Annotated in this window: 19 protein-coding genes; 14 read left to right on the forward strand and 5 right to left on the reverse strand. The window is 64.0% G+C overall.

From position 1 onward, the window contains the following. The first annotated feature begins 113 nt into the window (after positions 1-113). Positions 114-1262: a macrolide transporter subunit MacA gene (gene macA / locus JFU57_RS21785; protein WP_201130739.1), complete on the forward strand. Its 1149-nt coding sequence runs from the start codon at positions 114-116 to the stop codon at positions 1260-1262. A gap of 1 nt (position 1263) precedes the next feature. Beyond that, positions 1264-3222, forward strand: coding sequence for a MacB family efflux pump subunit (locus JFU57_RS21790; protein WP_201130740.1), 1959 nt, complete (start codon positions 1264-1266; stop codon positions 3220-3222). Positions 3223-3244: 22 nt separating this feature from the next. Here the strand turns inward: JFU57_RS21790 and JFU57_RS21795 are convergent, their stop codons facing one another. After that, the gene (locus JFU57_RS21795) at positions 3245-4048 is read right to left on the reverse strand and encodes a helix-turn-helix transcriptional regulator (protein WP_201130741.1); all 804 of its coding nucleotides are present in this window, start codon (positions 4046-4048) and stop codon (positions 3245-3247) included. A gap of 244 nt (positions 4049-4292) precedes the next feature. Next, positions 4293-5243 carry a DUF1853 family protein gene (locus tag JFU57_RS21800; protein ID WP_201130742.1) on the reverse strand — a complete coding sequence of 317 codons (951 nt, stop codon included), beginning with the start codon at positions 5241-5243 and terminating at the stop codon, positions 4293-4295. A gap of 104 nt (positions 5244-5347) precedes the next feature. Here JFU57_RS21800 and JFU57_RS21805 point away from each other — a divergent pair, with 104 nt between their 5' ends. The 12 genes from JFU57_RS21805 (at position 5348) to JFU57_RS33445 (ending at position 18157) form a co-directional block, all read left to right on the forward strand. After that, positions 5348-6238, forward strand: coding sequence for an NAD(+) kinase (locus tag JFU57_RS21805; protein ID WP_020296082.1), 891 nt, complete (start codon positions 5348-5350; stop codon positions 6236-6238). After that, positions 6235-7209, forward strand: a complete 975-nt coding sequence (locus tag JFU57_RS21810; protein ID WP_178103002.1) for a metallophosphoesterase — start codon at positions 6235-6237, stop codon at positions 7207-7209. Before JFU57_RS21805 ends, JFU57_RS21810 begins: the two co-directional genes overlap by 4 nt. Beyond that, positions 7206-8078 carry a rhomboid family intramembrane serine protease gene (locus JFU57_RS21815; RefSeq protein WP_078473743.1) on the forward strand — a complete coding sequence of 291 codons (873 nt, stop codon included), beginning with the start codon at positions 7206-7208 and terminating at the stop codon, positions 8076-8078. The genes JFU57_RS21810 and JFU57_RS21815 overlap by 4 nt, the downstream gene beginning before the upstream one ends. A gap of 16 nt (positions 8079-8094) precedes the next feature. Beyond that, a complete protein-coding gene (locus JFU57_RS21820; RefSeq protein ID WP_020296079.1) occupies positions 8095-8355 on the forward strand; it encodes a YeaC family protein in 261 nt (86 codons plus the stop codon). Beyond that, positions 8352-9182, forward strand: coding sequence for a DUF2797 domain-containing protein (locus JFU57_RS21825; RefSeq protein WP_201130743.1), 831 nt, complete (start codon positions 8352-8354; stop codon positions 9180-9182). The genes JFU57_RS21820 and JFU57_RS21825 overlap by 4 nt, the downstream gene beginning before the upstream one ends. Before the next feature lie 13 nt (positions 9183-9195). Continuing rightward, complete coding sequence (gene pepN / locus JFU57_RS21830; RefSeq protein ID WP_201130744.1) at positions 9196-11859, forward strand: aminopeptidase N; 2664 nt, start codon at positions 9196-9198, stop codon at positions 11857-11859. Between the two features lie 467 nt (positions 11860-12326). Then, positions 12327-13406 (forward strand): WD40/YVTN/BNR-like repeat-containing protein, encoded by a 1080-nt coding sequence (locus JFU57_RS21835; protein WP_201130745.1) that lies wholly within the window; start codon positions 12327-12329, stop codon positions 13404-13406. 31 nt (positions 13407-13437) lie between these two features. Further along, entirely contained in the window at positions 13438-15813 is a 2376-nt protein-coding gene (locus JFU57_RS21840; protein ID WP_201130746.1) for an efflux RND transporter permease subunit, read from the forward strand. A gap of 198 nt (positions 15814-16011) precedes the next feature. Further along, complete coding sequence (locus tag JFU57_RS21845) at positions 16012-16305, forward strand: DUF5629 family protein (protein ID WP_078473748.1); 294 nt, start codon at positions 16012-16014, stop codon at positions 16303-16305. Next, the gene (locus JFU57_RS21850) at positions 16292-17467 is read left to right on the forward strand and encodes a lactonase family protein (RefSeq protein WP_201130747.1); all 1176 of its coding nucleotides are present in this window, start codon (positions 16292-16294) and stop codon (positions 17465-17467) included. Before JFU57_RS21845 ends, JFU57_RS21850 begins: the two co-directional genes overlap by 14 nt. A gap of 167 nt (positions 17468-17634) precedes the next feature. Beyond that, positions 17635-17814 carry a hypothetical protein gene (locus JFU57_RS21855; protein WP_078473750.1) on the forward strand — a complete coding sequence of 60 codons (180 nt, stop codon included), beginning with the start codon at positions 17635-17637 and terminating at the stop codon, positions 17812-17814. A gap of 217 nt (positions 17815-18031) precedes the next feature. Continuing rightward, positions 18032-18157 (forward strand): hypothetical protein, encoded by a 126-nt coding sequence (locus tag JFU57_RS33445; RefSeq protein ID WP_020296071.1) that lies wholly within the window; start codon positions 18032-18034, stop codon positions 18155-18157. 52 nt (positions 18158-18209) lie between these two features. On the opposite strand, the gene JFU57_RS21860 is transcribed toward JFU57_RS33445, so the two are convergent. From JFU57_RS21860 to JFU57_RS21870, 3 genes are read right to left on the reverse strand one after another with little or no spacing between them, the layout of a single operon-like run. After that, a complete protein-coding gene (locus JFU57_RS21860; RefSeq protein ID WP_201130748.1) occupies positions 18210-18824 on the reverse strand; it encodes a glutathione S-transferase in 615 nt (204 codons plus the stop codon). Continuing rightward, positions 18821-22465 carry an AAA family ATPase gene (locus JFU57_RS21865; protein WP_201130749.1) on the reverse strand — a complete coding sequence of 1215 codons (3645 nt, stop codon included), beginning with the start codon at positions 22463-22465 and terminating at the stop codon, positions 18821-18823. The genes JFU57_RS21860 and JFU57_RS21865 overlap by 4 nt, the downstream gene beginning before the upstream one ends. After that, positions 22462-23706 carry an exonuclease SbcCD subunit D C-terminal domain-containing protein gene (locus tag JFU57_RS21870; protein WP_201130750.1) on the reverse strand — a complete coding sequence of 415 codons (1245 nt, stop codon included), beginning with the start codon at positions 23704-23706 and terminating at the stop codon, positions 22462-22464. The genes JFU57_RS21865 and JFU57_RS21870 overlap by 4 nt, the downstream gene beginning before the upstream one ends. Positions 23707-23764: the final 58 nt, after the last annotated feature.

Genomic DNA, 23764 nt, shown 5'->3' on the forward strand with positions numbered 1-23764 from the left:
ACCCGGGACCGGCGCGGAGCCGGTTGATTGATCGGGGGCGGCACGCAGGGTCGCCCCCTTGGACAAGGCCCCGGCTACGGCCGGATCTGCCCTCAACGCATTTGTGGTCATCTATGGAAAAGTCGAAGTTGCGTAACGTGGGCCTGGGACTGGCGCTGGTGGTGGCGGCCGGGTTGGTGTTCTACACCGTGCAGGCGCCGGCCGAACCGCCGCAGTACCTGGTGGCCAAGGTCGAGCGCGGGGATATTGAAAACGCGGTGCTGGCCACCGGGTTGCTCGAAGGCATCAAGCAGGTGGATGTCGGGGCCCAGGTCTCCGGGCAGTTGAAGTCGCTCAAGGTCAAGCTCGGGGACAAGGTGAAAAAGGGCCAGTGGCTGGCAGAAATCGACCCGCTGGTGTTGCAGAACACCCTGCGCCAGGCCCTGGTCGACGAGGAGAACCTGCAAGCCCAGCGTCGGGCCACGGCGGCCCAGCTCAAGCAGACCAAGTCGATCTACGAGCGCTACAAAGACTTGCAGGCCGACGCCTCGATCTCGCGCCAGGACTTCGAGACCGCCGAGTCCAACTACGAGGTCCAGCGCGCCAACCTGCTGTCGCTGGACGCGCAGATCAAGAGTGCGCATATCCAGATCGACACGGCCCGGGTCAACCTGGCCTATACCCGGATCGTCGCGCCCATCGACGGCGACGTGGTGGGCATCGTCACCCAGGAAGGCCAGACCGTGATCGCCCAGCAACTGGCGCCGGTCCTGCTCAAACTGGCGGACCTGGACACCATGACGGTCAAGGCCCAGGTCTCGGAAGCCGATGTGATCCACATCACCCCGGGGCAAAAGGTCTACTTCACCATCCTCGGTGAAGATCGGCGTTACTACGGCGAGCTGCGCGGCACGGAACCGGCGCCGCAGAACTTCCTCGACACCCAGGCCGCGGGCACCGCGAAGCAGAGCAGCGCGGTGTTCTACAACGCACTGTTCGACGTGCCTAACCCCGACCACCGCCTGCGCATTGCGATGACCGCCCAGGTGCGCATCGTGCTCGACACTGCCCAGGCGGTGCTGATGGTGCCGGTGGCGGCCCTGGGCCCGCGCAACGCCGATGGCAGCTTTCCGGTACGGGTGCTGGACGCCAAGGGCCATGCCCAGCAACGCAACGTGCAGACCGGGATCAACAACAACGTCAAGGTGCAGATCAGGGACGGGCTGGTCGAAGGTGACAAGGTGGTGATCGGCGATCCGGTATCCGCTGTGGCGGGGGCCTGACATGAGCCAGCCACTGTTGCAGCTCAAGGGCATCACCCGCAGTTTCGTGGCCGGTGAAAAAGCCTTTGTCGCCCTGAAGAACATCGACCTGACCATCAACGCCGGGGAAATGGTGGCCATTACCGGCGCCTCGGGCTCGGGCAAGTCGACCCTGATGAACATCCTCGGCTGCCTGGACTACGCCACGGCCGGCAGCTACCAGGTCAACGGCCGGGAAACCCGCGACCTGGACAACCAGGAGCTGGCCGAACTGCGGCGTGACTACTTCGGCTTTATCTTCCAGCGCTACCACCTGCTGCCGCACCTGAGCGCCCTGCACAACGTCGAGATGCCGGCGATCTACGCCGGCACCCCGGAGAGCCAGCGTCATCAGCGGGCCACCGAGTTGCTCGGGCGCCTGGGCCTGTCGGGGCATTTGCTGCATCGCCCGAACCAGCTGTCCGGCGGCCAGCAACAGCGGGTGAGTATTGCCCGGGCCCTGATGAACGGCGGCGAGGTCATCCTGGCCGACGAACCCACCGGTGCCCTCGATACCACCAGCGGCAAGGAGGTGATGAACATCCTGCTGGAGCTGCATGCCGCCGGGCACACGGTGATCATCGTCACCCATGACCCCAAGGTGGCGGCCAACGCCGAGCGCATCATCGAGGTCCGCGATGGCGAGATCATCAGCGATTGCAGGCACCCGCGCCCCGGGCCGGAGCTGCCGGAAGTACCGGCACTGCGCCGCAAGCCGGCGGGCACCCGGCGCCTGGTGGCCAGCCTCGGCCTGTTCAAGGAAGCCTTCGGCATGGCCTGGGTGGCGCTGGTGTCGCACCGCATGCGGACCTTGCTGACCATGCTCGGGATCATCATCGGCATCACCTCGGTGGTCTCCATCGTCGCCATCGGTGAAGGCGCCAAGCGCTATGTGCTCAAGGACATCCAGGCCATCGGCAGCAACACCATCGATGTGTTTCCCGGGGCCAGTTTCGGCGACAGCCGCGCCGCTGCCATCGAAACCCTGATGCCGGCCGATGCGACGGCCCTCAACCAGTTGTATTACGTCGACAGCGCGACCCCGGTGGTGGGGCGCAACCTGCTGCTGCGCTATCGCAATGTGGATGTCAACGCCACGGTCAATGGCGTCAGCGACCGCTATTTCCAGGTGCGTGGCCTGAAGATGCAGGCCGGCATCGCCTTCAGCGAAAGCGATGCGCGGCGCCAGGCCCAGGTGGTGGTGATCGACGACAACACCCGCAGTCGCCTGTTCGGCGCCGGGGTCGACCCCCTGGGTCAGGTGATCCTGGTGGGTTCGCTGCCGTGCACGGTGATCGGGGTGACGGCGGCGACCAAGAACATCTTCTCCGCGGCCAACACCCTGAGCGTCTGGGTGCCCTATGAAACCGCCGCCGGACGCCTGCTGGGCCAGCGCCACCTGGACAGCATCAGCGTGCGGATCAAGGACGGCCAGCCGAGCAAAGTAGTGGAGGACAACGTGACTCAGGTCATGTTGCAGCGTCACGGCACCAAGGACTTCTTCACCAACAACCTGGACAGCATCATGAAGACCGTGGACAAGACCAGCCGCTCCCTGGCCTTGCTGCTGTCGCTGATTGCCTTGATTTCGCTGCTGGTGGGCGGCATCGGGGTGATGAACATCATGCTGGTGTCGGTGACCGAACGGACCCGGGAAATCGGCATTCGCATGGCGGTGGGGGCGCGGCAGTCGGACATTCGCCAGCAGTTCCTGGTGGAGGCGGTGATGGTCTGCCTGATAGGCGGGGCGATCGGCATCGGTCTGTCGTTCGCCATCGGCTACCTGTTTTCACTGTTGGTCAAGGAATGGCAGATGGTGTTTTCCCTGGGCTCGATCGTCACCGCGTTTGCCTGTTCCACGCTGATCGGCATCGTCTTCGGCTTTGTGCCGGCCCGCAATGCCGCGCGCCTGGACCCCATCGAGGCCCTGGCGCGGGATTGAGCCGAAGCGGCCCGGCCTGATCCTAGGCCAGGCCGCGAGCGGCGCAGGGGGCCGTGGCCTCATCGCCGGAGTACATCCAGCGCAGCAGCGAATTGCGGCCACTGATGCCCATCTTGATCGAGGCGCGCTTGAGGTAGCTTTCCACGGTGTTGACCTTGAGCCTGAACTGTTCCGCCAACTCCGGCGCGGTACGCCCGGCGAGCAGGCCGATGCAGACTTCCGTTTCCCGGTTCGACAGGCTCAGGCCCGATTGCTCCAGGCGTTCGGCAAAGCGCTGGCGCAGGTTTTCCAGGCCCTGGACCGTGGTCGTCGTTACCGGGCCCGCCTGGCAGGTGCTGCTGACGGGTTGCAGGGCGCTGATATGGGTTTCCACCATGGGCAGCAGCAGTGACGAGAAATCCTGGAGGATGATGCGTTCCTGGGCGGAAAAGTTCGGCGCATGGGCGCAGCGGTACACCGAGATCACGTAGCGGTAGGCGTCGCGGTGACTGCTCAGGTGCATCTGTGCACTGGCCACCCCGGGCCGGGCAGGCGCGGCCTCGCGGTGCGCCGCTGCGGCGAAACTGTCGCAGAGGGGCTGGTGGCTGCGTCGGTCGTACACCGTCGCGGCCAGCCACCCGGGCTCGCAGGTGTCGCGGGCGTCATTGGCGGCGCTGGCGTTGCGGCCGTGGGAAGGCGCTTCAGAGGCCAGCGGCAGGCGCCGGATGTGGGTCGCGTCCACCGCCAGCTGAGTCAATATCAGGGCATGCAGCATGCGGGGGAAGTTGCGGCTGCCGGTGCTGGCGATGACCTTGCCAATGTGGGGGAACAGCAGTTGTGAGTTCATTGGTTCATCCATGAGTCCAGGTGGCGGCGTCATTGCCTTTATAACCATGAGTTTTAAGAGGATGTCCTGACCCCTTGATCGAGCACGATAGTGAGTGCAGCCCTCGTATCCTAGTACAGGGTTTCGCGGTCGTTTGCTGCTGCAGCATAAATATGGACGAATGACCTGAGGCGGGCGTTAAGCCCCACTCAGCCTGGGGCGGGCGTGGGCCAGAGGGGGTGATCAATGGACGGGTGGCCGCCGCTCAAGCCTGCCCCGGCACGTTTGGCCACAGGTCGGCCACCAGGAACAGGCGCTCGGCTTCTTCCCAATGGGCCGGGGCTTTCTGCGTCAGGCGCACCAGCAATTGCGCCGGAGCATGGGGGTCGAGCTCGGCCAGCCAGTGTTCGAGCTGGGCCGGGCTCCAGGTCTGCTCGTCGGGGTAATGGGCCGGCGCCAGCCAGGCATGGCGCGGCAAGGGTTGCCAGCGCCCGGGTGGGCTCTGGGCCAGGAATGCCGGCCAGTCATGTTGGTGCAGCCAGCGCCCGTTCAGGTGCCGGGGGTGGGCGCCCAGCGGCGGATGGGCATGGCCGGGCCAGGGGTAGAGCAGGTAGCCGCCCAGCCACAGGTGGGCGCTGAAATGGGTGATGTCCAGGGCGGTCAGTACATCGAGGCTTTCCGGGCGGGCTGAAATCGGCAACTGGTGTTCGCACAAATGGGCCAGCTTGCGGTCCAGGCGGTCATGGCAGCCCGGGCCCAGCCACTGGGCGCTGTCTTCGCCGTTGCCGGCCTGCGGCCCGAGGTACAGCTTGATCGCCAGTTCCAGGTGATGCACGCCGTCGCGGTCGCGCAGCAGCATGTCCAGCTCGCCCAGGGTGTGCCCGGCACGGCGGATCGGCAGGTTGGCCGCGAGCAGCTCGACCCCCGGGGCATGGCGCACCGCGAATTGCCACAAGCGTTCGTAGTACAGGCCCAGGCGCCGGGTGGTGGCCAGGGCCAGCCAATGTTCCAGGGCGCGGTGGTCCTGGTCGAGTTGGCGCAGCCAGTGGGCCAGCAGTTCGGGCGCCTGCACCCAGTCGCTGCCGGCCAGTGGATGACGCTGGGGCCAGGGCGTGTGTTCGAGCATGGGCGGGGCGAGGATGACCCAGGCCAGGTCGCGCACCGCGGGGTGGCGCAACTGGCGGGGGAGGTCGAGCAAGCCGGGAAACAGGATCATTCTGCGAGCATAGCTCCTCGGAGGGTGGCTGAAAGGATTTTGTCTATGGCCGGCTTTCGCCCATAATCCCTCTTTTGCCCGCCCCAGAACCCTGCAGGAGCCCCATGGAGCAATTTCGCAATATCGGCATTATCGGTCGCCTGGGCAGTTCGCAGGTGCTTGACACAGTTCGCCGACTGAAAAGGTTTCTGCTCGAACGCCACCTGCACGTGATCCTCGAGGACACCATCGCCGACGTGCTGCCAGGCCACGGCCTGCAGACCTCGTCGCGCAAAATGCTCGGTGAAGTCTGCGACATGGTGATCGTGGTCGGCGGCGACGGCAGCCTGCTTGGCGCCGCCCGCGCCCTGGCCCGGCACAACACGCCGGTGCTGGGGATCAACCGCGGCAGCCTGGGCTTTTTGACCGATATTCGCCCGGACGAGTTGGAGATCAAGGTCGCCGAGGTGCTGGACGGCCACTACCTGGTGGAAAACCGCTTCCTGCTTCAGGCCGAAGTCCGCCGTCACGCCGAGGCCATCGGTCAGGGCGACGCGCTGAATGACGTGGTGCTGCACCCGGGCAAGTCGACGCGGATGATCGAATTCGAAATCTACATCGATGGCCAGTTCGTCTGCAGCCAGAAGGCCGACGGCCTGATCGTCGCCACGCCGACCGGTTCCACGGCCTATGCGCTGTCGGCCGGCGGGCCGATCATGCATCCCAAGCTCGATGCCATTGTGATTGTGCCGATGTACCCCCATACCTTGTCAGGCCGGCCAATTGTGGTCGATGGCAACAGTGAGCTGAAAATCGTCGTGTCCAAAGATATGCAGATCTATCCGCAAGTCTCCTGTGACGGGCAGAACCACTTTACCTGTGCGCCCGGCGACACCGTCACGGTCAGCAAGAAGGCGCAGAAGCTGCGCCTTATCCATCCGCTGGACCACAACTACTACGAGGTTTGCCGGACCAAACTCGGCTGGGGCAGCCGGCTGGGTGGTGGAGGCGACTGATGCTCGATCCCGCGCGAAGTTACGACCTGATCGGCGACGTGCACGGGTGCGCCCTGACCCTTGAGCACTTGCTCGACCGGCTCGGTTACCACAGGCAGGGTGGCGTCTGGCGGCACCCGTCACGCATGGCGGTGTTCCTCGGCGACATCATCGACCGCGGCCCGCGAATCCGCGAAGCGCTGCATATCGTCCACGACATGGTCGAGGCCGGCCAGGCGTTGTGCATCATGGGCAACCATGAATTCAACGCCCTGGGCTGGAGCACCCCGGCGCCTGCGGGCAGCGGCAAGCAGTTCGTGCGCGAGCACACGCCGCGCCACGCGCGCCTGCTCAGCGAGACCCTGAACCAGTTCGAGCAGCACCCCGGCGACTGGCATGACTTCCTCGGCTGGTTTTACAAGCTGCCGCTGTTCGTCGATGCCGGGCGTTTTCGCGTGGTGCACGCCTGCTGGGATGCGGGGCTGATTGCGCCCCTGCGCGCGCAGTACCCCAACGGCTGCATCGACGAGGTGTTCCTCCAGGCCTCGGCGCTCCCCGACAGCTTCGCCAGCCTGGCCTTCGACCGCCTGCTGCGTGGCACCGACATGCGCCTGCCCCATGGCCAGACCATGACCAGCGGCGATGGCCTGACCCGTTCGTTCTTTCGCACCAAGTTCTGGGAAGACGACCCGCAGACCTACGGCGACATCGTGTTCCAGCCCGATGCGCTGCCGGAGCCGGTGGCCTGCATGCCGCTGTCCTCCAGTGAAAAAAGCAACCTGTTGCGCTACGCCAGCGACGAGCCGTTGCTGTTCGTCGGCCACTACTGGCGCAGCGGCAAACCGGCGCCGTTGCGCGCCAACCTGGCGTGCCTGGACTACAGTGCCGTGCTCTACGGCAAGCTGGTGGCCTATCGCCTGGACCAGGAAACCCGCCTGGATCCACATAAATTCGTCTGGGTCGATGTTGAGCGGCCGGAGGCTCTGGGATGAGTGCTGTTGCAGTATTGCGTCTGCCGCTGGCGGTGGATTTGAGTGGTTTTGTCACCTTGCTTCAGCGTATGCAGGTGCCGCACCGGGTCAGCGAAGAGGCGGGCGAGCAGGTGCTGTGGGTGCCAGATTCGATCAGTGCTGATGTGCGTGCGTTGTACGAGCGCTTTCCCGGCGGCGACCCCGAGCAGCAGCTGGACCTGCCGCAAGTGCCGACCGCTGGCGCGCGCCCGGGCTTCAAGGAACAGTTGCGCCGCAGCCCGATGACCGCCCTGGTGCTGCTGGCGAGCCTGATCGTGTGCGCGGTGACCCTGTTGGGCGACAACCTGGACACCCTGCGCTGGCTGACCTTTCTCGAGTTTCGCGTCACCGGCGACTACATCCAGTTCACGCCTCTGGCCGACAGCCTGGCAGCGGGGCAGTGGTGGCGTCTGGTGACGCCGATGCTGATCCACTTCGGTTTCCTGCACATCGCCATGAACGGCATGTGGTACTGGGAGCTGGGGCGGCGCATCGAGTTGCGCCAGGGCAGCATCAACCTGCTGGGCCTGACCCTGCTGTTCAGCCTGGTGTCGAACTTCGCCCAATACTATTTCAGCGGCCCGACCCTGTTCGGCGGCCTGTCCGGGGTCCTGTACGGCCTGCTCGGGCATTGCTGGATCTATCAATTGCTGGCGCCCAACCCGATCTATCGCCTGCCGCGCGGCGTGCTGGTGATGATGCTGGTGTGGTTGCTGCTGTGTCTGTCCGGGCTGGTCTCGATGATCGGTTTCGGGGAAATCGCCAATGCCGCCCACGTCGGCGGGTTGCTCGTCGGATGCCTCACAGGTTTGTTGGGTGGCTTGTATGGCCGCCGTAAACTGGCCCTTTAATGCTGGAGACCGTTGCATGTCCTCTTTTGTAGAAATGATCGAAAACATCACCCCGGAGATCTACCAGAGCCTCAAGCTCGCGGTGGAAATCGGCAAATGGTCCGACGGCCGCAAGCTCACCGCCGAGCAGCGTGAACTGTCGTTGCAGGCGGTCATCGCCTGGGAAATGCAGAACCTGCCCGAGGAAGAGCGCACCGGCTACATGGGGCCGCAGGAATGCTCCTCGAAGTCGGCGCCGGTGCCGAACATCCTGTTCAAGTCGGATGCCATCCATTGATTGAGATTGGCCGCGGTGCAATCAGCAAGATGTCGGCGCGCCTTGACGGGCCGAACGTTCAATACGCCTTTCGCCTGGGCGAGCAGGAGGTGCCGGTCAACCCGATGATAGGCACCCAGGTCCGCCTGGAGTTCCTCGGGGCGATCCACTGCTCCCATTGCGGACGCAAGACCAAGACCAGTTTCAGCCAGGGTTACTGCTACCCGTGCATGACCCAGCTGGCCCAGTGCGACCTGTGCATCATGAGCCCGGAGCGTTGCCACTACGACGCCGGCACCTGCCGCGATCCGTCCTGGGGCGAGCAATTCTGCATGACCGACCACGTGGTCTATCTGGCCAACTCCTCGGGGGTCAAGGTCGGCATCACCCGCGCCACCCAGCTGCCGACCCGCTGGCTGGACCAGGGCGCGAGCCAGGCGCTGCCGATCATGCGCGTAGCCACCCGCCAGCAATCGGGCTTCGTCGAAGACCTGCTGCGCAGCCAGGTGGCCGACAAGACCAACTGGCGCGCCCTGCTCAAGGGCGACGCACCCGCCGTCGACCTGGTGGCCGTGCGCGAACAGTTGTTCGCCTCCTGCGCCGAGGGCCTGCAAGGTTTGCAGGAACGCTTCGGGCTGCAGGCGATCCAAGCGCTGAGCGATGTACAGCCGTTGGAAATCCGTTACCCGGTCGAGCAGTACCCGGCCAAGATCGTCAGCTTCAACCTGGACAAGAACCCGATTGCCGAAGGCACGTTGCTGGGGATCAAGGGCCAATACCTGATCTTCGACACGGGCGTGATCAATATTCGTAAATACACGGCCTATCAGCTCGCCGTGCATCAGTAGAAGGATTCGAACCATGCGCACCGATCAACCGAAGATGATTTACCTGAAGGACTATCAGGCGCCCGAGTACCTGATCGACGAGACGCACCTGACCTTCGAGTTGTTCGAGGACCACAGCCTGGTCCATGCGCAACTGGTGATGCGGCGCAACCCGGCACGCGGCGCCGGTCTGCCGCCGCTGGTGCTGGACGGCCAGTTGCTGGAGTTGCTGTCGGTCAGCCTGGGCGATCGCGAACTGAGCGCCGCCGACTACCAGCTCGACGACAGCCACCTGACCCTGCAACCGACGGCCGAGCGCTTCACTGTCGACACCAGCGTGCGCATTCATCCGGAAACCAACACTGCCCTGGAAGGCCTGTACAAATCCAGCGGCATGTTCTGCACCCAGTGCGAGGCCGAAGGCTTTCGCAAGATCACCTATTACCTCGATCGCCCGGACGTGATGAGCAGGTTCACCACCACCGTGTCGGCCGAGCAGCACAGCTACCCGGTGCTGCTGTCCAACGGCAACCCGATTGCCAGTGGCCCCGGCGAAGACGGCCGGCACTGGGCGACCTGGGAAGACCCGTTCATGAAGCCGGCCTACCTGTTCGCCCTGGTGGCCGGTGACCTGTGGTGCGTCGAAGACAGCTTCACCACCATGAGCCAGCGCAACGTGGCGCTGCGCATTTATGTCGAGCCGGAAAACATCGACAAGTGCCAGCACGCCATGAACAGCCTGAAGAAATCCATGCGCTGGGATGAAGAGACCTACGGTCGCGAGTACGACCTCGACATCTTCATGATCGTGGCGGTCAATGACTTCAACATGGGCGCCATGGAGAACAAGGGCCTCAATATCTTCAACTCCAGCGCCGTGCTGGCCCGCGCCGAAACCGCGACCGACGCTGCGCACCAGCGGGTCGAGGCGATCGTCGCCCACGAATACTTCCACAACTGGTCGGGCAACCGCGTGACCTGCCGCGACTGGTTCCAGCTGTCGCTCAAGGAAGGTTTTACCGTGTTCCGCGATGCCGGGTTCTCCTCGGACATGAACTCGCCGACGGTCAAGCGCATCCAGGATGTGGCGTACCTGCGGACCCACCAGTTCGCCGAAGACGGCGGCCCCATGGCCCATGCCGTGCGCCCGGAAAGCTTTATCGAGATTTCCAACTTCTACACCCTGACCGTGTACGAGAAGGGCTCGGAAGTCGTCGGCATGATCCGCACCTTGGTGGGCGCCGAGGGCTTTCGCAAGGGCAGCGACCTGTATTTCGAGCGCCACGATGGCCAAGCCGTGACCTGCGACGACTTCATCAAGGCCATGGAAGATGCCAACGGCGTCGACCTGACCCAGTTCAAGCGCTGGTACAGCCAGGCCGGCACACCACGCCTGGCCGTCAGCGAAGCCTATGACCCGGCGGCCAAGACCTACAGCCTGACCTTCCGCCAGAGCTGCCCGGCGACCCCGGACAAGGTCGAGAAACTGCCGTTTGTGATTCCCGTGGCCCTGGGCCTGCTCGATAGCACCGGTGCCGACATCGCCCTGCGCCTGGTCGGTGAAGCCACCGCCCAGGGCACGTCCCGTGTGTTGTCGGTGACCGAGGCCGAGCAGACTTTTACCTTCGTCGACATCGCCGAACAGCCGTTGCCGTCGCTGCTGCGGGGATTCTCGGCCCCGGTGAAGCTGAGCTTCCCCTACAGCCGCGACCAGTTGATGTTCCTCATGCAGCACGACAGCGACGGTTTCAACCGTTGGGACGCCGGCCAGCAATTGTCGGTGCAGGTGTTGCAGGAGCTGATCGCTCAGCAGCAGAAGGGCGAAGCCCTGGCGATGGACCCGCGCCTGGTCACGGCGCTGCGCAGCGTATTGACCGACGACAGCCTGGATCAGGCCATGGTCGCGGAAATGCTCTCGCTGCCGGGCGAGGCCTACCTCACCGAAATCAGCGAAGTGGCCGACGTCGAGGCCATCCACGCCGCCCGCGAATTTGCCCGCCGGCAGTTGGCCGATGAGCTGTTCGAACCTTTGTGGCAGCGTTATCAGACCAATCGCGAAGTGTCCAAACGCACGCCTTATGTGGCCGAGGCGGAACATTTCGCCCGACGTGCATTGCAGAACATTGCCCTGTCGTACGTGATGGTCAGCCGCAAGCCGGAGTTCCTGGTGCCGGCGGCGGCCAAGGAGCAGTTCGAGCACGCCGATAACATGACCGAACGCCTGACCGCACTGGCGGTGCTGGTCAATTCCCCTTACGAGGAAGAAAAGGCCTGGGCCCTGGAACTGTTCGCCGAGAACTTCAAGGACAACCCGCTGGTCATGGATCAATGGTTCAGCGTCCAGGCCGCCAGCGGTCTGCCGGGTGGCCTGGCGCGGGTCAAGGCGCTGATGCAGCACCCGGCGTTCAACATCAAGAACCCGAACAAGGTGCGGGCGCTGATCGGTGCTTTCGCCGGGCAGAACCTGATCAACTTCCATGCGGCGGATGGCTCCGGCTACCGCTTCCTGGCGGACCTGGTGATCGAGCTCAACGCCTTTAACCCGCAGATCGCCTCGCGCCAGCTGGCGCCGCTGACCCGCTGGCGAAAATACGACAGTGCCCGCCAGGCACTGATGAAAGCCGAACTGGAGCGCATCCGCGCCTCGGGCGAACTGTCCAGCGACGTGTTTGAAGTCGTGAGCAAAAGCCTGGCCTGATCGGTTGATACCGCAAGCCCCGCCCGGTCGCCCCGGGCGGGGCTTTTTCATGCCGCAAGATCCAAGCCCGCCGTCGCCGCTGCCGAGGCACGAGGCTGCGCTGGCCCTGATGAGCGCCGCTGTTCACCAGGCATATCAACAGTGCTGCAGATGACCAGCGTCTGAACGCGGCCCGAGCCTGGCGGCAGCGGCTACAGATAACCTCTGCAAATTATCCGGCGGCTTGTGTTTATCAGGGCGACGAATGGCAGGCCATTCAGCTATCGTCTCATCGCCTCGAGTTAACAAAAGATAACGCGGTGTCGATTGTCAGACCTTTCCAAAGCCCGATAGGATAGATCTGCTTCCGAAGGGGCTCTAGATTGCAGGTTTCAGGACGGTATCCGGGATCAGTCAATCGTCAGGCACGCCCTGCGCGGCGCCCTTAAAGGTTGAATGACCTAACAATAATAATGGGGGAAAGGTCTATGAGTGAGCCTGTCATGGGTGTGGGTTGTTGCCGCCCGCCGGCCTTACGCAGATTCGCGTTGCTGGCTACAGCGCTCTCGCTGTTGGGGGTTGCCGCGTTGTCGGTCCCCGTCCAGGCTGCCGATACGGCGGCAGTCGCTGTTGCGACAACCGATGCCGCCGCTGCTGCGGTCTATTCCACCGAGTCGGGCAAGGCTGCTAAAAGCCTGATGCTCGACGTCGTGCACGCCGGCAAACGCCTGGTGGCGGTCGGCGACCGTGGGCACATTCTCTATTCCGACGACCAGGGCCAGACCTGGACCCAGGCCAAGGTGCCGACCCGGCAACTGCTGACGGCGGTGTACTTCGTCGACGACAAGCTGGGCTGGGCCGTCGGCCACGATGCGCAGATCCTCGCCAGCACAGACGGTGGCGCCACCTGGATCAAACAATTCGAAGACCTCAAGCGTGAAGCGCCGTTGCTCGACGTCTGGTTCAAGGACGCCAGCACCGGCTTTGCCGTGGGTGCCTACGGCGCCTTGCTGGAAACCACCGATGGCGGCCAGCACTGGGAAGACGCCAGCGACCGCCTGGACAACGAAGACCAGTACCACCTCAACGCGATTGCCGCGGTGAAGGACGCGGGGCTGGTGATTGTCGGCGAGCAGGGCAGCCTGTTTCGTTCCGCCGACTGGGGCCAGACCTGGGAGCGCCTCGAAGGCCCGTACCACGGCTCGCTGTTCGGCGTGATCGGCACCGCCGAAGCCAATACCCTGCTGATCTACGGCTTGCGCGGCAACCTGTACCGTTCCACCGATTTCGGCAGCACCTGGGACCAGGTCGAGCTCAACGCCGCCCGTGGCGCCCTGGAGTTCGGCCTGTCGGGCGCGACCCTGCTCGACGACGGCACCCTGGTGATCGTCGGCAACGGCGGCAGTGTGGTGCAAAGCCATGACCACGGCCTGACCTTCAGCGTCTTCAACCGTCCCGACCGCATCTCCTTGTCGGCGGTGACGGCCGCGGGCGACGGCAATTTGATTCTGGTGGGGCAGGGTGGCGTACGCACGACCTCGCCGACAGGCGCTGAGCTGAGCAAATGAGCCGGGCACATAATAAGAAGGCGGGGACATCATGAGCAGTCATCATCAAGACAAGGCGACGTTTCTCGAGCGCCTGATTTTCAACAACCGCCCGGCAGTGATCCTGATTTGCCTGGTGGTGAGTATTTTCCTGTTCTGGCAGGCGACGCTGATCCGGCCGTCCACCAGCTTTGAAAAAATGATCCCGCTCAAGCATCCCTTCATTGAAAAAATGATGGAGCACCGCAACGACCTGGCGAACCTGGGCAACACCGTGCGCATTTCGGTGGAGGCCAAGGACGGTGACATCTTCAGCAAGGAGTACATGGAGACCCTGCGGCAGATCAACGACGAGGTGTTCTACATCTCCGGCGTCGATCGCTCGGGCCTCAAGTCGCTGTGGAGCCCCAGCGTGCGCTGGACCGAAGTCACCGAAGAGGGGTTTGCCGGCGGTGAGGTGATCCCGCAGAGCTACGACGGTTCGGCCGACAGCCTGGAGCAGTTGCGCAATAACGTGCTCAAGTCCGGCCAGGTCGGGCGCCTGGTGTCCAACGACTTCAAGTCGAGCATCGTCGACATTCCGCTGCTGGAGTCCTACCCGGACCCGCAGGACCAGGGCAAGTTGCTGGCCCTGGACTACCAGAAGTTCTCCCACGAACTGGAAGACAAGATCCGCAACAAGTTCGAGGCGCAGAACCCCAATGTGAAGATCCACATCGTCGGTTTCGCCAAGAAAGTCGGCGACCTGATCGATGGCCTGATCATGGTGGTGATGTTCTTCGGTATCGCCTTCGTCATCACCCTGGTGCTGCTGTACTGGTTCACCTGGTGCATCCGCAGCACCATCGCGGTACTGATCACCACCCTGGTGGCGGTGGTCTGGCAGTTGGGGTTGATGCACGCCTTCGGTTTCGGGCTGGACCCGTATTCGATGCTGGTGCCGTTCCTGATCTTCGCCATCGGCATTTCCCACGGGGTGCAGAAGATCAACGGCATCGCCCTGCAATCCAGCGGGGCGGATAACGCCCTGACGGCGGCCAGGCGAACGTTCCGCCAACTGTTCCTGCCGGGGATGATCGCGATCCTGGCCGACGCGGTGGGCTTTATCACGTTGCTGATCATCGATATCGGGGTGATCCGCGAGCTGGCCATCGGCGCGTCGATCGGCGTGGCGGTGATTGTGTTCACCAACCTGATTCTGTTGCCGGTGGCGATTTCTTATGTCGGCATCAGTAAGCGGGCGATCGAACGCAGCAAGAAAGACGCGACCCGCGAGCATTCGTTCTGGCGCCTGCTGTCAAACTTCGCCAGCCCGAAAGTCGCACCGGTGTCCATCGCCCTGGCCCTGGTGGCCTTCGGTGGCGGCCTCTGGTACAGCCAGAACCTGAAGATCGGCGACCTCGACCAGGGCGCGCCGGAACTGCGTCCGGACTCGCGCTACAACAAAGACAACAGCTTCATCATCAATAATTACTCCACCAGCTCCGACGTCCTGGTGGTGATGGTCAAGACCGCCGCCGAAGGCTGTTCGCGCTACGAGGCCATGGCGCCGATCGACGAGCTGATGTGGAAGATGCAGAACACCGAGGGCGTGCAGTCGGCGATCTCCCTGGTGACCGTGTCCAAGCAGATGATCAAGGGCATGAACGAAGGCAACCTGAAATGGGAAACCCTGTCGCGCAACCCGGACGTACTCAACAACTCCATCTCCCGTGCCGATGGTCTGTACAACAACAACTGCTCATTGGCGCCGGTCCTGATCTTCCTCAATGACCACAAGGCCGCGACCCTCGACCGGGCGGTGCATGCGGTGCAGGTGTTCGCCAACGAGCACAACAAGGACGGCCTGGAGTTCCTGCTGGCTGCGGGGAACGCCGGTATCGAAGCCGCGACCAACGAAGTGATCAAGGAGTCGGAGCTGATCATCCTGATCCTGGTGTACATCTGCGTCGCCACCATGTGCATGATCACCTTCCGTTCCTGGGCGGCGACCCTGTGCATCGTGCTGCCACTGGTGCTGACCTCGGTGCTGGGCAACGCGCTGATGGCGTTCATGGGCATCGGGGTCAAGGTGGCGACCCTGCCGGTGGTAGCGCTCGGGGTGGGGATCGGGGTCGACTACGGCATCTATATCTACAGCCGCCTGGAAAGCTTCCTGCGCGCCGGCCTGCCGCTGCAAGAGGCCTACTACCAGACGCTGAAATCCACCGGCAAGGCCGTGCTCTTCACCGGCCTGTGCCTGGCCATTGGCGTGGCGACCTGGATCTTCTCGGCAATCAAGTTTCAGGCCGACATGGGCTTGATGCTGACCTTCATGCTGCTGTGGAACATGTTCGGCGCGCTGTGGCTGCTGCCAGCGCTGGCACGCTTCCTGATCAAACCGGAGAAACTGGCCGGGCAGAAGGGCAACTCGCTGTTCGCCCACTGACGGCCCGCCGTCCAACAAGCCGCAACCCAGGTTGCGGCTTTTTTATGCCCCCAGTGCGGCCCATGTCCACCTGACACGCCACGGCGTTCATTCCAGCCAGCGCAGCCTCGCGGGCTCGGCAGCGACTACAGCTTCGCGCGACTCTTTTAGGTCGGCCGGGGTCTGAGCAGCTATCATTGCGGCTTTCCCTTTTGATGATTGACTGCCATGACCGCTACCTTGCTCACCGCCCTTGAAACCTGCGACATGCTGGAGATCGACGGCCTGCATGCCTTTGATTTCTCCCTCGACGACCAGCAGTTGCTGATCGAATGCATGGACGGCCGGGCGGCCAAGCGCTGGAACTTCAGCCTGGCCCAGGTGCAGGCCGCAACCTTCGATGAGACCTTGCAAAGCTGGACCATCCTTGGCGATTCCGGCGAGCACCGCCTGGTGTGCATGAGCGCGTTCACTGCCCGCGATGATGAGGAAGAGCACGATGAAGATGCGTAATTTCTGGCCTCTGCTGATGGCCGGCAGTGTCGGCGCCATGGGCGTCCAGGCGGAGCCTGTGGACAGCCACGAACTGTTGGTCGGTTCCTACACCCAGGGCACCAGCGAAGGGATCTACCGCCTGCAGTTCGACAGCAGCACCGGGCAGATCGCGGCCAAGGCGCTGCAAGTGGTGAAGAGCGCCAACCCGTCCTGGCTGACACTGTCCCGGGACCAGAAACTGCTGTTTGCGGTCAATGAAAACGGCCCCGGCCAGGCCGATCCGGTGGGCCGGGTCAGCAGCTTTCGCCTCGACCCCAAGAGCCACCAGCTGCGCCTGATCAATCAGGTGCAAAGCCTGGGCAATGAACCCACCCATTCCAGCCTCAGCGCCGATGGCCGCTATCTGTTCGTCGGCAACTACTCGGTGAGCGAAGACCCGGGCGGCAGCCTGGCGGTATTGCCGGTCAGCCCCGAGGGCAAGCTGTCGCCGCCGGTGCAACTGAGCAGCCACCCGGCGAGTCGGGTCAATCCGGAGCGTCAGGTTTCGGCCCACGTGCATTCCGTGGTGTCAGCCCCTGACGGGCAATTTGTCTTCGCCAATGACCTGGGCGCCGACAAGATCTTCGTCTACCGCTACGACCCCAAGGCCAACCCCGAGCTGCCGCTGACCGCCGCCAAGCCGGCCTTCGTCAGCCTGCCGCCGGGCAGCGGCCCGCGCCATCTGCTGTTCAGCGCCGATGGCAAGCACGCTTACCTGAGCATGGAAATGAGTGCCCAGGTCGCGGTGTTCGATTACCAGGCCGGGCAGTTGACCCAGCGCCAACTGGTCGACCTGGCCGCCGAGCAGCCGCCTGAGAAGCGCGCCGGTGCAGCCCTGCATGCTTCGGCGGACGGCAAGTTCCTGTATGTCAGCAATCGCGGCACCGCCAACGAGTTGCTGGTATTCGCCATCGACCCGGCCAGCGGCCAGCTCAAGGAACTGCAACGGCGCTCGGTCGAGGGCGACCATCCACGGGAGTTCAGCCTCGACCCCAGCGGCAAGTTCGTCTTGATCGCCAACCAGAAAAGCAACCAGATCGTGGTCGTCGAGCGCGACCCGAACACCGGCCTGCTGGGTAAAACCGTGCAGAAACTGGCGTTCGATGCCCCCAGCGACATCAAGTTCCTGGTGCGTCAATAGGCCGCAGGCCCCGGTTTACGGGGCCTGCCTCCTTGTATTAATCCCACTGATATCCGCTACTTGTGCAATGAATTTCAACGCGCCCACCCTCGGGCGTAGTTTTGCTTCACCGCCCGGGCTCAACCGCCATACGGGAAGTCAACCAACTGCATCCGAGGGTTACCGCCATGAACTTCAATCTCTTCTCCGTGATCGCCGCTTCCGCCATCTCCGCCACCGTGGCCTTGCCTGCCAGCGCCAGCTCCGAGGTCAGCAGCAAACAGTCGCGCACCAACACCTACACCCAGAAATACCTGCAACAGAGCGCCAACTTCTACGCCGCCCTGGACCACAAGACCCAGCACTGAGCGTTCAACCACCCCTGTTTTCAAGCAGCGTATGCAGGAGCGAAGTCATTGGCTCCCCCCTCGGTCACTCGGCGGGGTCAGCAGTGATGTCGCTCCTGCATCACGTGTTTGCGACACGCGAGCCCGGGGCCGGGAAATAGTCTTGGTAATGTCATATCGCCATATGTTTAAATTTGACGCTAACTTTTTGACTCTTTCCCAGCAAAGGATCGACAGCATGGTCATGCGTCTGGCAGTGGTACTTCTGTTTCTCTATTCCACCCCGATCGTCTCGGCGGCGCAGCCGGTCGAAGGCGAACCGGAAGCCTCACGCGAGCGCATGCTGAGTCTGTTGCAGGACTGAGTCTGCGCCGGACCTGCCAGGGCGCCCGTGATATCACCGGCGCCGGGGTCAATCAGCTTGGCTTGGCCATCACCGCCACGAACAGTTCCGAGTCCAGGATCCGCCGCAGCCAATCCTGCAGGCGCGGGTAGGGCGCCTGGGCAAACCATTCGCGGTCGACATGGGCGAACTGGCGCACAAAAGGCACCAGGGCTGCGTCTGCCAGGCTCATGTGCTCGGCCAGCAGGTAATCGCGCTCGCTCAATAAACGTTCCAGCCGTTGCAAAAACAGTTCGCCCTGGGCGCGGTAGTGCGCCATGGACTCCTGCGGATGGCGCTCGGGGTATTTGTAGCGATTGAGCCAGTACTTGAAGCCCTGATCGTTGTCGCTGATCAGCGCCGCCATGGCCTCCTGTGCCGCCGGGTCCTGGCGTAGCAACCAGTCCTGCGGGTCGTGCCGGGCCAGGGCCCAGCGCATGATGTCCAGGCTCTCATCGATCACCTGGCCTTGCACATCCAGCACCGGCACCGTGCCTTTGCTCGACAGCGCGAGCATCTGCGCCGGCTTGGCCTTGAGGCTGACTTCGACGATGTCCACCGTCACTGCGCAGTAACGCAGCGCCAGGCGGGCACGCATGGCGTAGGGGCAGCGGCGAAAGGAGTAGAGGGTCGCGGCGGCCTGACTCATTTGACCTCCAGGGTGCTCAGGCCGTTGCCTTGTCGGCGGACCTGGATCTGCACCGGAATTCGTTCGTGCATTTCCTGTACATGGGAAATCACCGCCACCTTGCGCCCCTGGGCCTGCAAGCCATCCAGGGCGTCCATCGCCAGTTGCAGGGATTCCGGGTCGAGGCTGCCGAAGCCCTCGTCGATAAACAGCGATTCGATCTTCAGCGTGCTCGACGCCATGGACGCCAGGCCCAGGGCCAGTGCCAGGGACACCAGAAAGGTCTCGCCACCGGACAGCGAGTGCACCGAGCGCAGTTCATCGCCCATTTCCGTGTCCAGCACCAGCAGGCCAAGCATGCTGCCACCGCGTTTCAGGCGGTAGCGGCGCACCAGTTGCCGCAGCTGGGCATTGGCGTGGTGCACCAGCAGGTCGAGGTTGTAGGCCTGGGCGATCTTGCGGAAGGTGTCGCCGGTGGCCGAGCCGATCAGGGCGTTGAGGCGCGCCCAGCGCTGCCATTCGTTGTAGGCGTCGCTGATGCGCTGGCCCAGGGCCTGGTTGGCATCCTGGCGGCGCTGGTCTTCGCTCTGTTGCGCGCGCAGTTCCGCCACCTGCTGTTCGCTGGCCAGGGCTTCCTGCTGCAAGGCCTCCAGGGCCTGGGTCAGTTCCTCGGCCGCGAGGTTGCCGTTGTGCTGGGCCTGATGCTGTTCCAGACGCTGCTGACGTTCCTGCAGCAATACCCTGGCCTGCTCGATGGCCTTGTCATTGGCTTGCAGGCGCTGACGCAACTGCTGGACCTGTGGTTCATCCAGAGCCAGCAGTTGCTGTAACCCCTCGTCATCGAGTTCGGGATGCCCGGCGCGCCAGTGTTGGATGCTGGCAGCCAGTTGTTGCTGTTCATCCTCCAGAGCCAGTCGCCGTTCCTCGCGGGCCTTGAGTTCGGCGCCGAGCTGGATCAGTTGCTGATGCAGGTCCTGGAGTTGCTGCTGGGCTGTGGCCTGGGCGCTGCGAGCCTGCTCCACGGCCTGATCCACGTGTTGTTGCCAGTGCTCGGCGCTGCTGTGTTGGCCCAGCAGCTCAGCGAGTTTGTGCTGGCAAGCCTGCTGCTGGGCGCTGAGCCCGGCGAACTGCTGCTGGGCGTCTGCCAGTTGCTGCTGACGGGTCAACTGGCGGTCCTGTTCTTTCTCCAGGGTCAGTTGGCGCTGTTGCTGTTCCTCGGCCTCGTCCTTGTGCTCGCGCAACTGCTCGATGCGTTGCAGCACCTGCTGGTCCAGCTGCACAAAGGTGTTGGCCGGGTCGCGGCGCAGGCCGTCGAGGACCTCGGCCGGCAGCAACTGATTGAAACTGGCCAGTTCTTCTTCCAGGCGCTGTTGGTCGGCGCCCAGTTGCTCCTGCTGTTTGTGCAGGTGCTGGGTCGCCTGCTGGCTGGCTTCGACGGCGAGCTGCAATTGCTGTTGCAGACGTGCTGCGTCTTTTTGCAGGGTCAGCAGGGCACCCTGGCGGCTTTCATCCTGGGTGATGCTCTGCTGCAACTGCTCCAGTTGCTGATGCAGCCAGGCGTCCCGTCTGGCCGGGTCCTGGTCCAGCAGGCTGGCGCTCTGCGGGTGGGCTTGCAGGCTTGGGGCCAGGGCCTGTTGCTGGACCGCCAGTTGCTCCTGCTGCTGCAGAAACTCTTTCTGCTGGGCGATCAGGCCCTGGACCTGGGCCCGCAGTTCGTTGAGTTGCTCCTTGAGGCCATCCACGGTCTTGCGCGCGTTGGCCTCTTCGCTTTCGTCGTGGCGACCGAGGCTCTGCAACAGGGCTTCGGGCTGGTGATAGGGGTGTTCGGCGCTGCCGCACACCGGGCACGGCTGGTCATCCTGCAACTGCCCGCGCAGCTCTTCGACACTGGCGCTGCGGGCCAGCCGCTGGCGCTCGAGCAGGGCCTGGGTGACGCTCAGGGTCTGCTCAGCCACCGTCAGCTCGGCCTTGGCCTGCAAGCCGACCTTGTTCAGTTCTTCGCGCTGGGTGGCCACCGCCTGCTGCTTGTCCAGCAGGGCCTGGCCGCGCTGGTCCAGTTCCTGCTGCTGGGCCCAGAGCCGTGCCAGGTCCTCGATGGCGCGCTGTTGCTTGCGGTTGTCCTTGAGCAGGCCGTCCAGCAGTTCGATCTGCTCGGCCACGGCCTGGGGTTCGGCGCCGGCTTCGCGGTAGAGCAGTTCCAGGTGCGCACGCTGCTCGCTCAAGTGTTGGGCGGCGGTATTGGATTGCTGTTCCAGGGCCGGCAGTTCTGCTCGGCCCTGGTTCAGGCGATTGCCGATCAGCATCAGTTGCTGCAAGCGTTCGCGGTAGACATTCCAGGCCTCGCCCAGGGGCGCGAGGGCGGCGCTTTGCGCCAGTTGCCCGGCGATTCGCTCCAGGCGCTCGCCCACCAGGCGCTGTTGTTCCAGCAGGTGCACAATGCTCTGCTGGCCTTCCACGCTTGCCGTTTCGGCGCGGCTCTGCTGTTGCCCGGCATCCTCCAGGCTCTGGCTCAGGCGGCTCAGGTTGCCCTGTTCGGCAAAGGCTTCACGCAGCAACGGCACGCTGTCGCTGTGCTGGCTCTGGGCCTGGGCCAGGGCGGCGCCGGCATCCAGCAGCTGCTGTTGCAGCTGTTCGTGGCGCTGTTGCAGGTCGATCTGCTGCGCGGCCTGTTGCCCGATCTGCTGGCGCAGCGGTTCCAGGGCCTGGCTCAGTTCAGCCTGACGCAGAAACTGATGCCGCTGCGGCGCCAGGTGTTCCAGGCGCTGCAGGCGCAGGCGTTCCGGGGCCAGGGTTTGCCCCTCGTGCTCGGCGGCTTGCAACTGCTCGCTGGCGCTGTGCTGCGCCTCTTGCCACTGCCGCAGTTCCTTGAGCCAGGTGTTCTGCTGTTCTAACTGCCTGAGTTGGGCCTGCTGGGTTTTGAGCTGTTGCTGGGCGTCGTTGAAGCGCCGATCCAGCTCGGCCCGGGCCTCGGGCTCCAGGGGGACGATGCCGCTGGCCTGGGCCTTGAGCTCATTGTGTACCTCTTCAGCTTCTTTGCTTTTGCTGTAGGCGCGCCGCCCCAGTTGGCTGTAGATCGCGGTGTTGGTGAGCTTCTCCAGCAGTTCGCTGCGGTCCTTGTCATCGGCCTTGAGGAAGGCGCTGAACTCGCTCTGGGCCAGCATCACCGCGCGGGTGAATTGCTCGAAGTTGAGCCCGAGCTTGGCTTCGATCAGTTGCTTGTATTCGCTTTTGCTCTGGTTGCTCAGCAGCTGTTCCTGGTCCAGGTCCGTCAGGCTCTGGCGGCTGCCCTGCAACTTGCCGTTGGCCTTGTCCCGGGCGCGGTTGGCTTCCCAGCGCGCGCGGTAGCGACGGCCGTCGATGCCGACAAAGTCGACCTCGGCATAACCGCTGCCGGTGCCACGGCGCAGCAGGGTACGCGGGTCGCTGGTGAGGATCTCGCTGTCGACCTCCGGGACCTTGGTCTCGCGCCCGATATTGCTCAGGCGCGGCACGGCGCCGAACAGGGCCAGGCACAGGGCGTCGAGCAGGGTGCTCTTGCCGGCACCGGTAGGGCCGGTGATGGCGAACAGGCCGGCGCTGGCCAGGGGCTCGGCGGTGAAGTCGATCTCGAACGGGCCGGCCAGGGAGGCCAGGTTTTTCAGGCGGATGGCAAGAATCTTCATGGTTGTTCGGTCTCCATCTGCACGTCCTGCAGCAGCACCGCGAAGTCCTTGAGGGTCTGTTCGTCGACCTCGCTGCCGTAGCTGTCGTGCCAGGCGCGGCTGAACAGCTCCTGGGGGCTGAGCTGGTCGAGTTCGATCAGTTGCGCGCCGTCCTCGCTGCTGTCGCCAGTACGGTTGCCGGCGTATTCGGCGGCGATCCGCACCAGGCGCACGGCCTTGTTCTGCAGGGCGGTTTCCACTTGCTGGCGCAGGTCGGGCTGGGGTTCGTCGAGCCGTATCCGCACTTCCAGCCAGGGCTGGCGCTGTTCGTCGGCCAGCAGGTCGATGTCCGGCAGTTGCCCCAGTTGCAGCAGGATCTCGGCCAGTGGCGCCGGGCCCAGGCGTTGCAGGTGCACGGCGCGGGGAATCAGCCTGGGTTCGACGCTGACCAGGGTCTCGCCGTCCAGGCGCACGTCGAGGATCTGGTGCTTGTAGTCGATCTCCGAGAACGACAGCGGGATCGGCGAACCGCTGTAGCGGATGCGCTCTTCGCCGTTGACCTTTTGCGGCTTGTGCAAATGGCCGAGGGCGACGTAGCTGATGCTTGGGCCGAACAGGCTGGCGGGCAGGGCTTCGGCGTTGCCGATGATCAGGCTGCGCTCGGAGTCTTCCGAGATCGAGCCGCCGGCCATGTGCGCGTGGCTGATGGCGATCAAGGCCTGGCCCGGCTCGCGCTTGGCCTCGGCGGCGGCGATCAGGCGTGCATGCACCTGGCCGATGCCCTTGAGGTAGTCGTCGCCCAGTTGTGCGCCGGTGACTTCGGCCGGGCGTAAAAAAGGCAGCGCCAGGCACCAGCCGCCAATCGCGCCGCTGGCGTCGGGCAATGGCAGCAGCAGGCGTTCGGCGTCGAGCTGGCCGTCATCCAGCCACAGCACCCGGCCCAGGGCGTGGGTGCGCAGGCGCCGCATCAAGGGCGCAGGCAGTTCGATGCGAGCCCCGGAGTCGTGGTTGCCGGCGATCATCACGATGGTCAGCAGCGGCTGCTGTTCGTGGGCGCTGACGATAAAGTCGTACAGGCCTTCCTGGGCTTTGACCGGCGGGTTGACGGTGTCGAAGATATCGCCGGCGATCAGCAGCACATCGGGCTGCTCCTGCTTGAGCTGGCGCAGCAGCCAGTCGAGAAAGCTGGAATGTTCGAAGTCGCGTTCCTGGCCGTGGAGGTTCTGCCCCAGGTGCCAGTCGGAGGTGTGGAACAGTCGCAAAATAAGCTCCAGAAAGCAGCGGCAAGCTTGTAGCTAGAAGCTCAAAGCTTGCCGCGGC

The organism is Pseudomonas sp. TH07 (assembly GCF_016651285.1).
Classification (GTDB): Bacteria; Pseudomonadota; Gammaproteobacteria; order Pseudomonadales; family Pseudomonadaceae; genus Aquipseudomonas.

Coding starts and splice junctions, on each gene's coding strand:
- macA (WP_201130739.1), top strand. CDS start 114: ATGGAAAAGTCGAAGTTGCGTAACGTGGGCCTGGGACTGGCGCTGGTG.
- JFU57_RS21790 (WP_201130740.1), top strand. CDS start 1,264: ATGAGCCAGCCACTGTTGCAGCTCAAGGGCATCACCCGCAGTTTCGTG.
- JFU57_RS21795 (WP_201130741.1), bottom strand. CDS start 4,048: ATGAACTCACAACTGCTGTTCCCCCACATTGGCAAGGTCATCGCCAGC.
- JFU57_RS21800 (WP_201130742.1), bottom strand. CDS start 5,243: ATGATCCTGTTTCCCGGCTTGCTCGACCTCCCCCGCCAGTTGCGCCAC.
- JFU57_RS21805 (WP_020296082.1), top strand. CDS start 5,348: ATGGAGCAATTTCGCAATATCGGCATTATCGGTCGCCTGGGCAGTTCG.
- JFU57_RS21815 (WP_078473743.1), top strand. CDS start 7,206: ATGAGTGCTGTTGCAGTATTGCGTCTGCCGCTGGCGGTGGATTTGAGT.
- JFU57_RS21820 (WP_020296079.1), top strand. CDS start 8,095: ATGTCCTCTTTTGTAGAAATGATCGAAAACATCACCCCGGAGATCTAC.
- pepN (WP_201130744.1), top strand. CDS start 9,196: ATGCGCACCGATCAACCGAAGATGATTTACCTGAAGGACTATCAGGCG.
- JFU57_RS21835 (WP_201130745.1), top strand. CDS start 12,327: ATGAGTGAGCCTGTCATGGGTGTGGGTTGTTGCCGCCCGCCGGCCTTA.
- JFU57_RS21840 (WP_201130746.1), top strand. CDS start 13,438: ATGAGCAGTCATCATCAAGACAAGGCGACGTTTCTCGAGCGCCTGATT.
- JFU57_RS21850 (WP_201130747.1), top strand. CDS start 16,292: ATGAAGATGCGTAATTTCTGGCCTCTGCTGATGGCCGGCAGTGTCGGC.
- JFU57_RS21855 (WP_078473750.1), top strand. CDS start 17,635: ATGAACTTCAATCTCTTCTCCGTGATCGCCGCTTCCGCCATCTCCGCC.
- JFU57_RS33445 (WP_020296071.1), top strand. CDS start 18,032: ATGGTCATGCGTCTGGCAGTGGTACTTCTGTTTCTCTATTCCACCCCG.
- JFU57_RS21860 (WP_201130748.1), bottom strand. CDS start 18,824: ATGAGTCAGGCCGCCGCGACCCTCTACTCCTTTCGCCGCTGCCCCTAC.
- JFU57_RS21865 (WP_201130749.1), bottom strand. CDS start 22,465: ATGAAGATTCTTGCCATCCGCCTGAAAAACCTGGCCTCCCTGGCCGGC.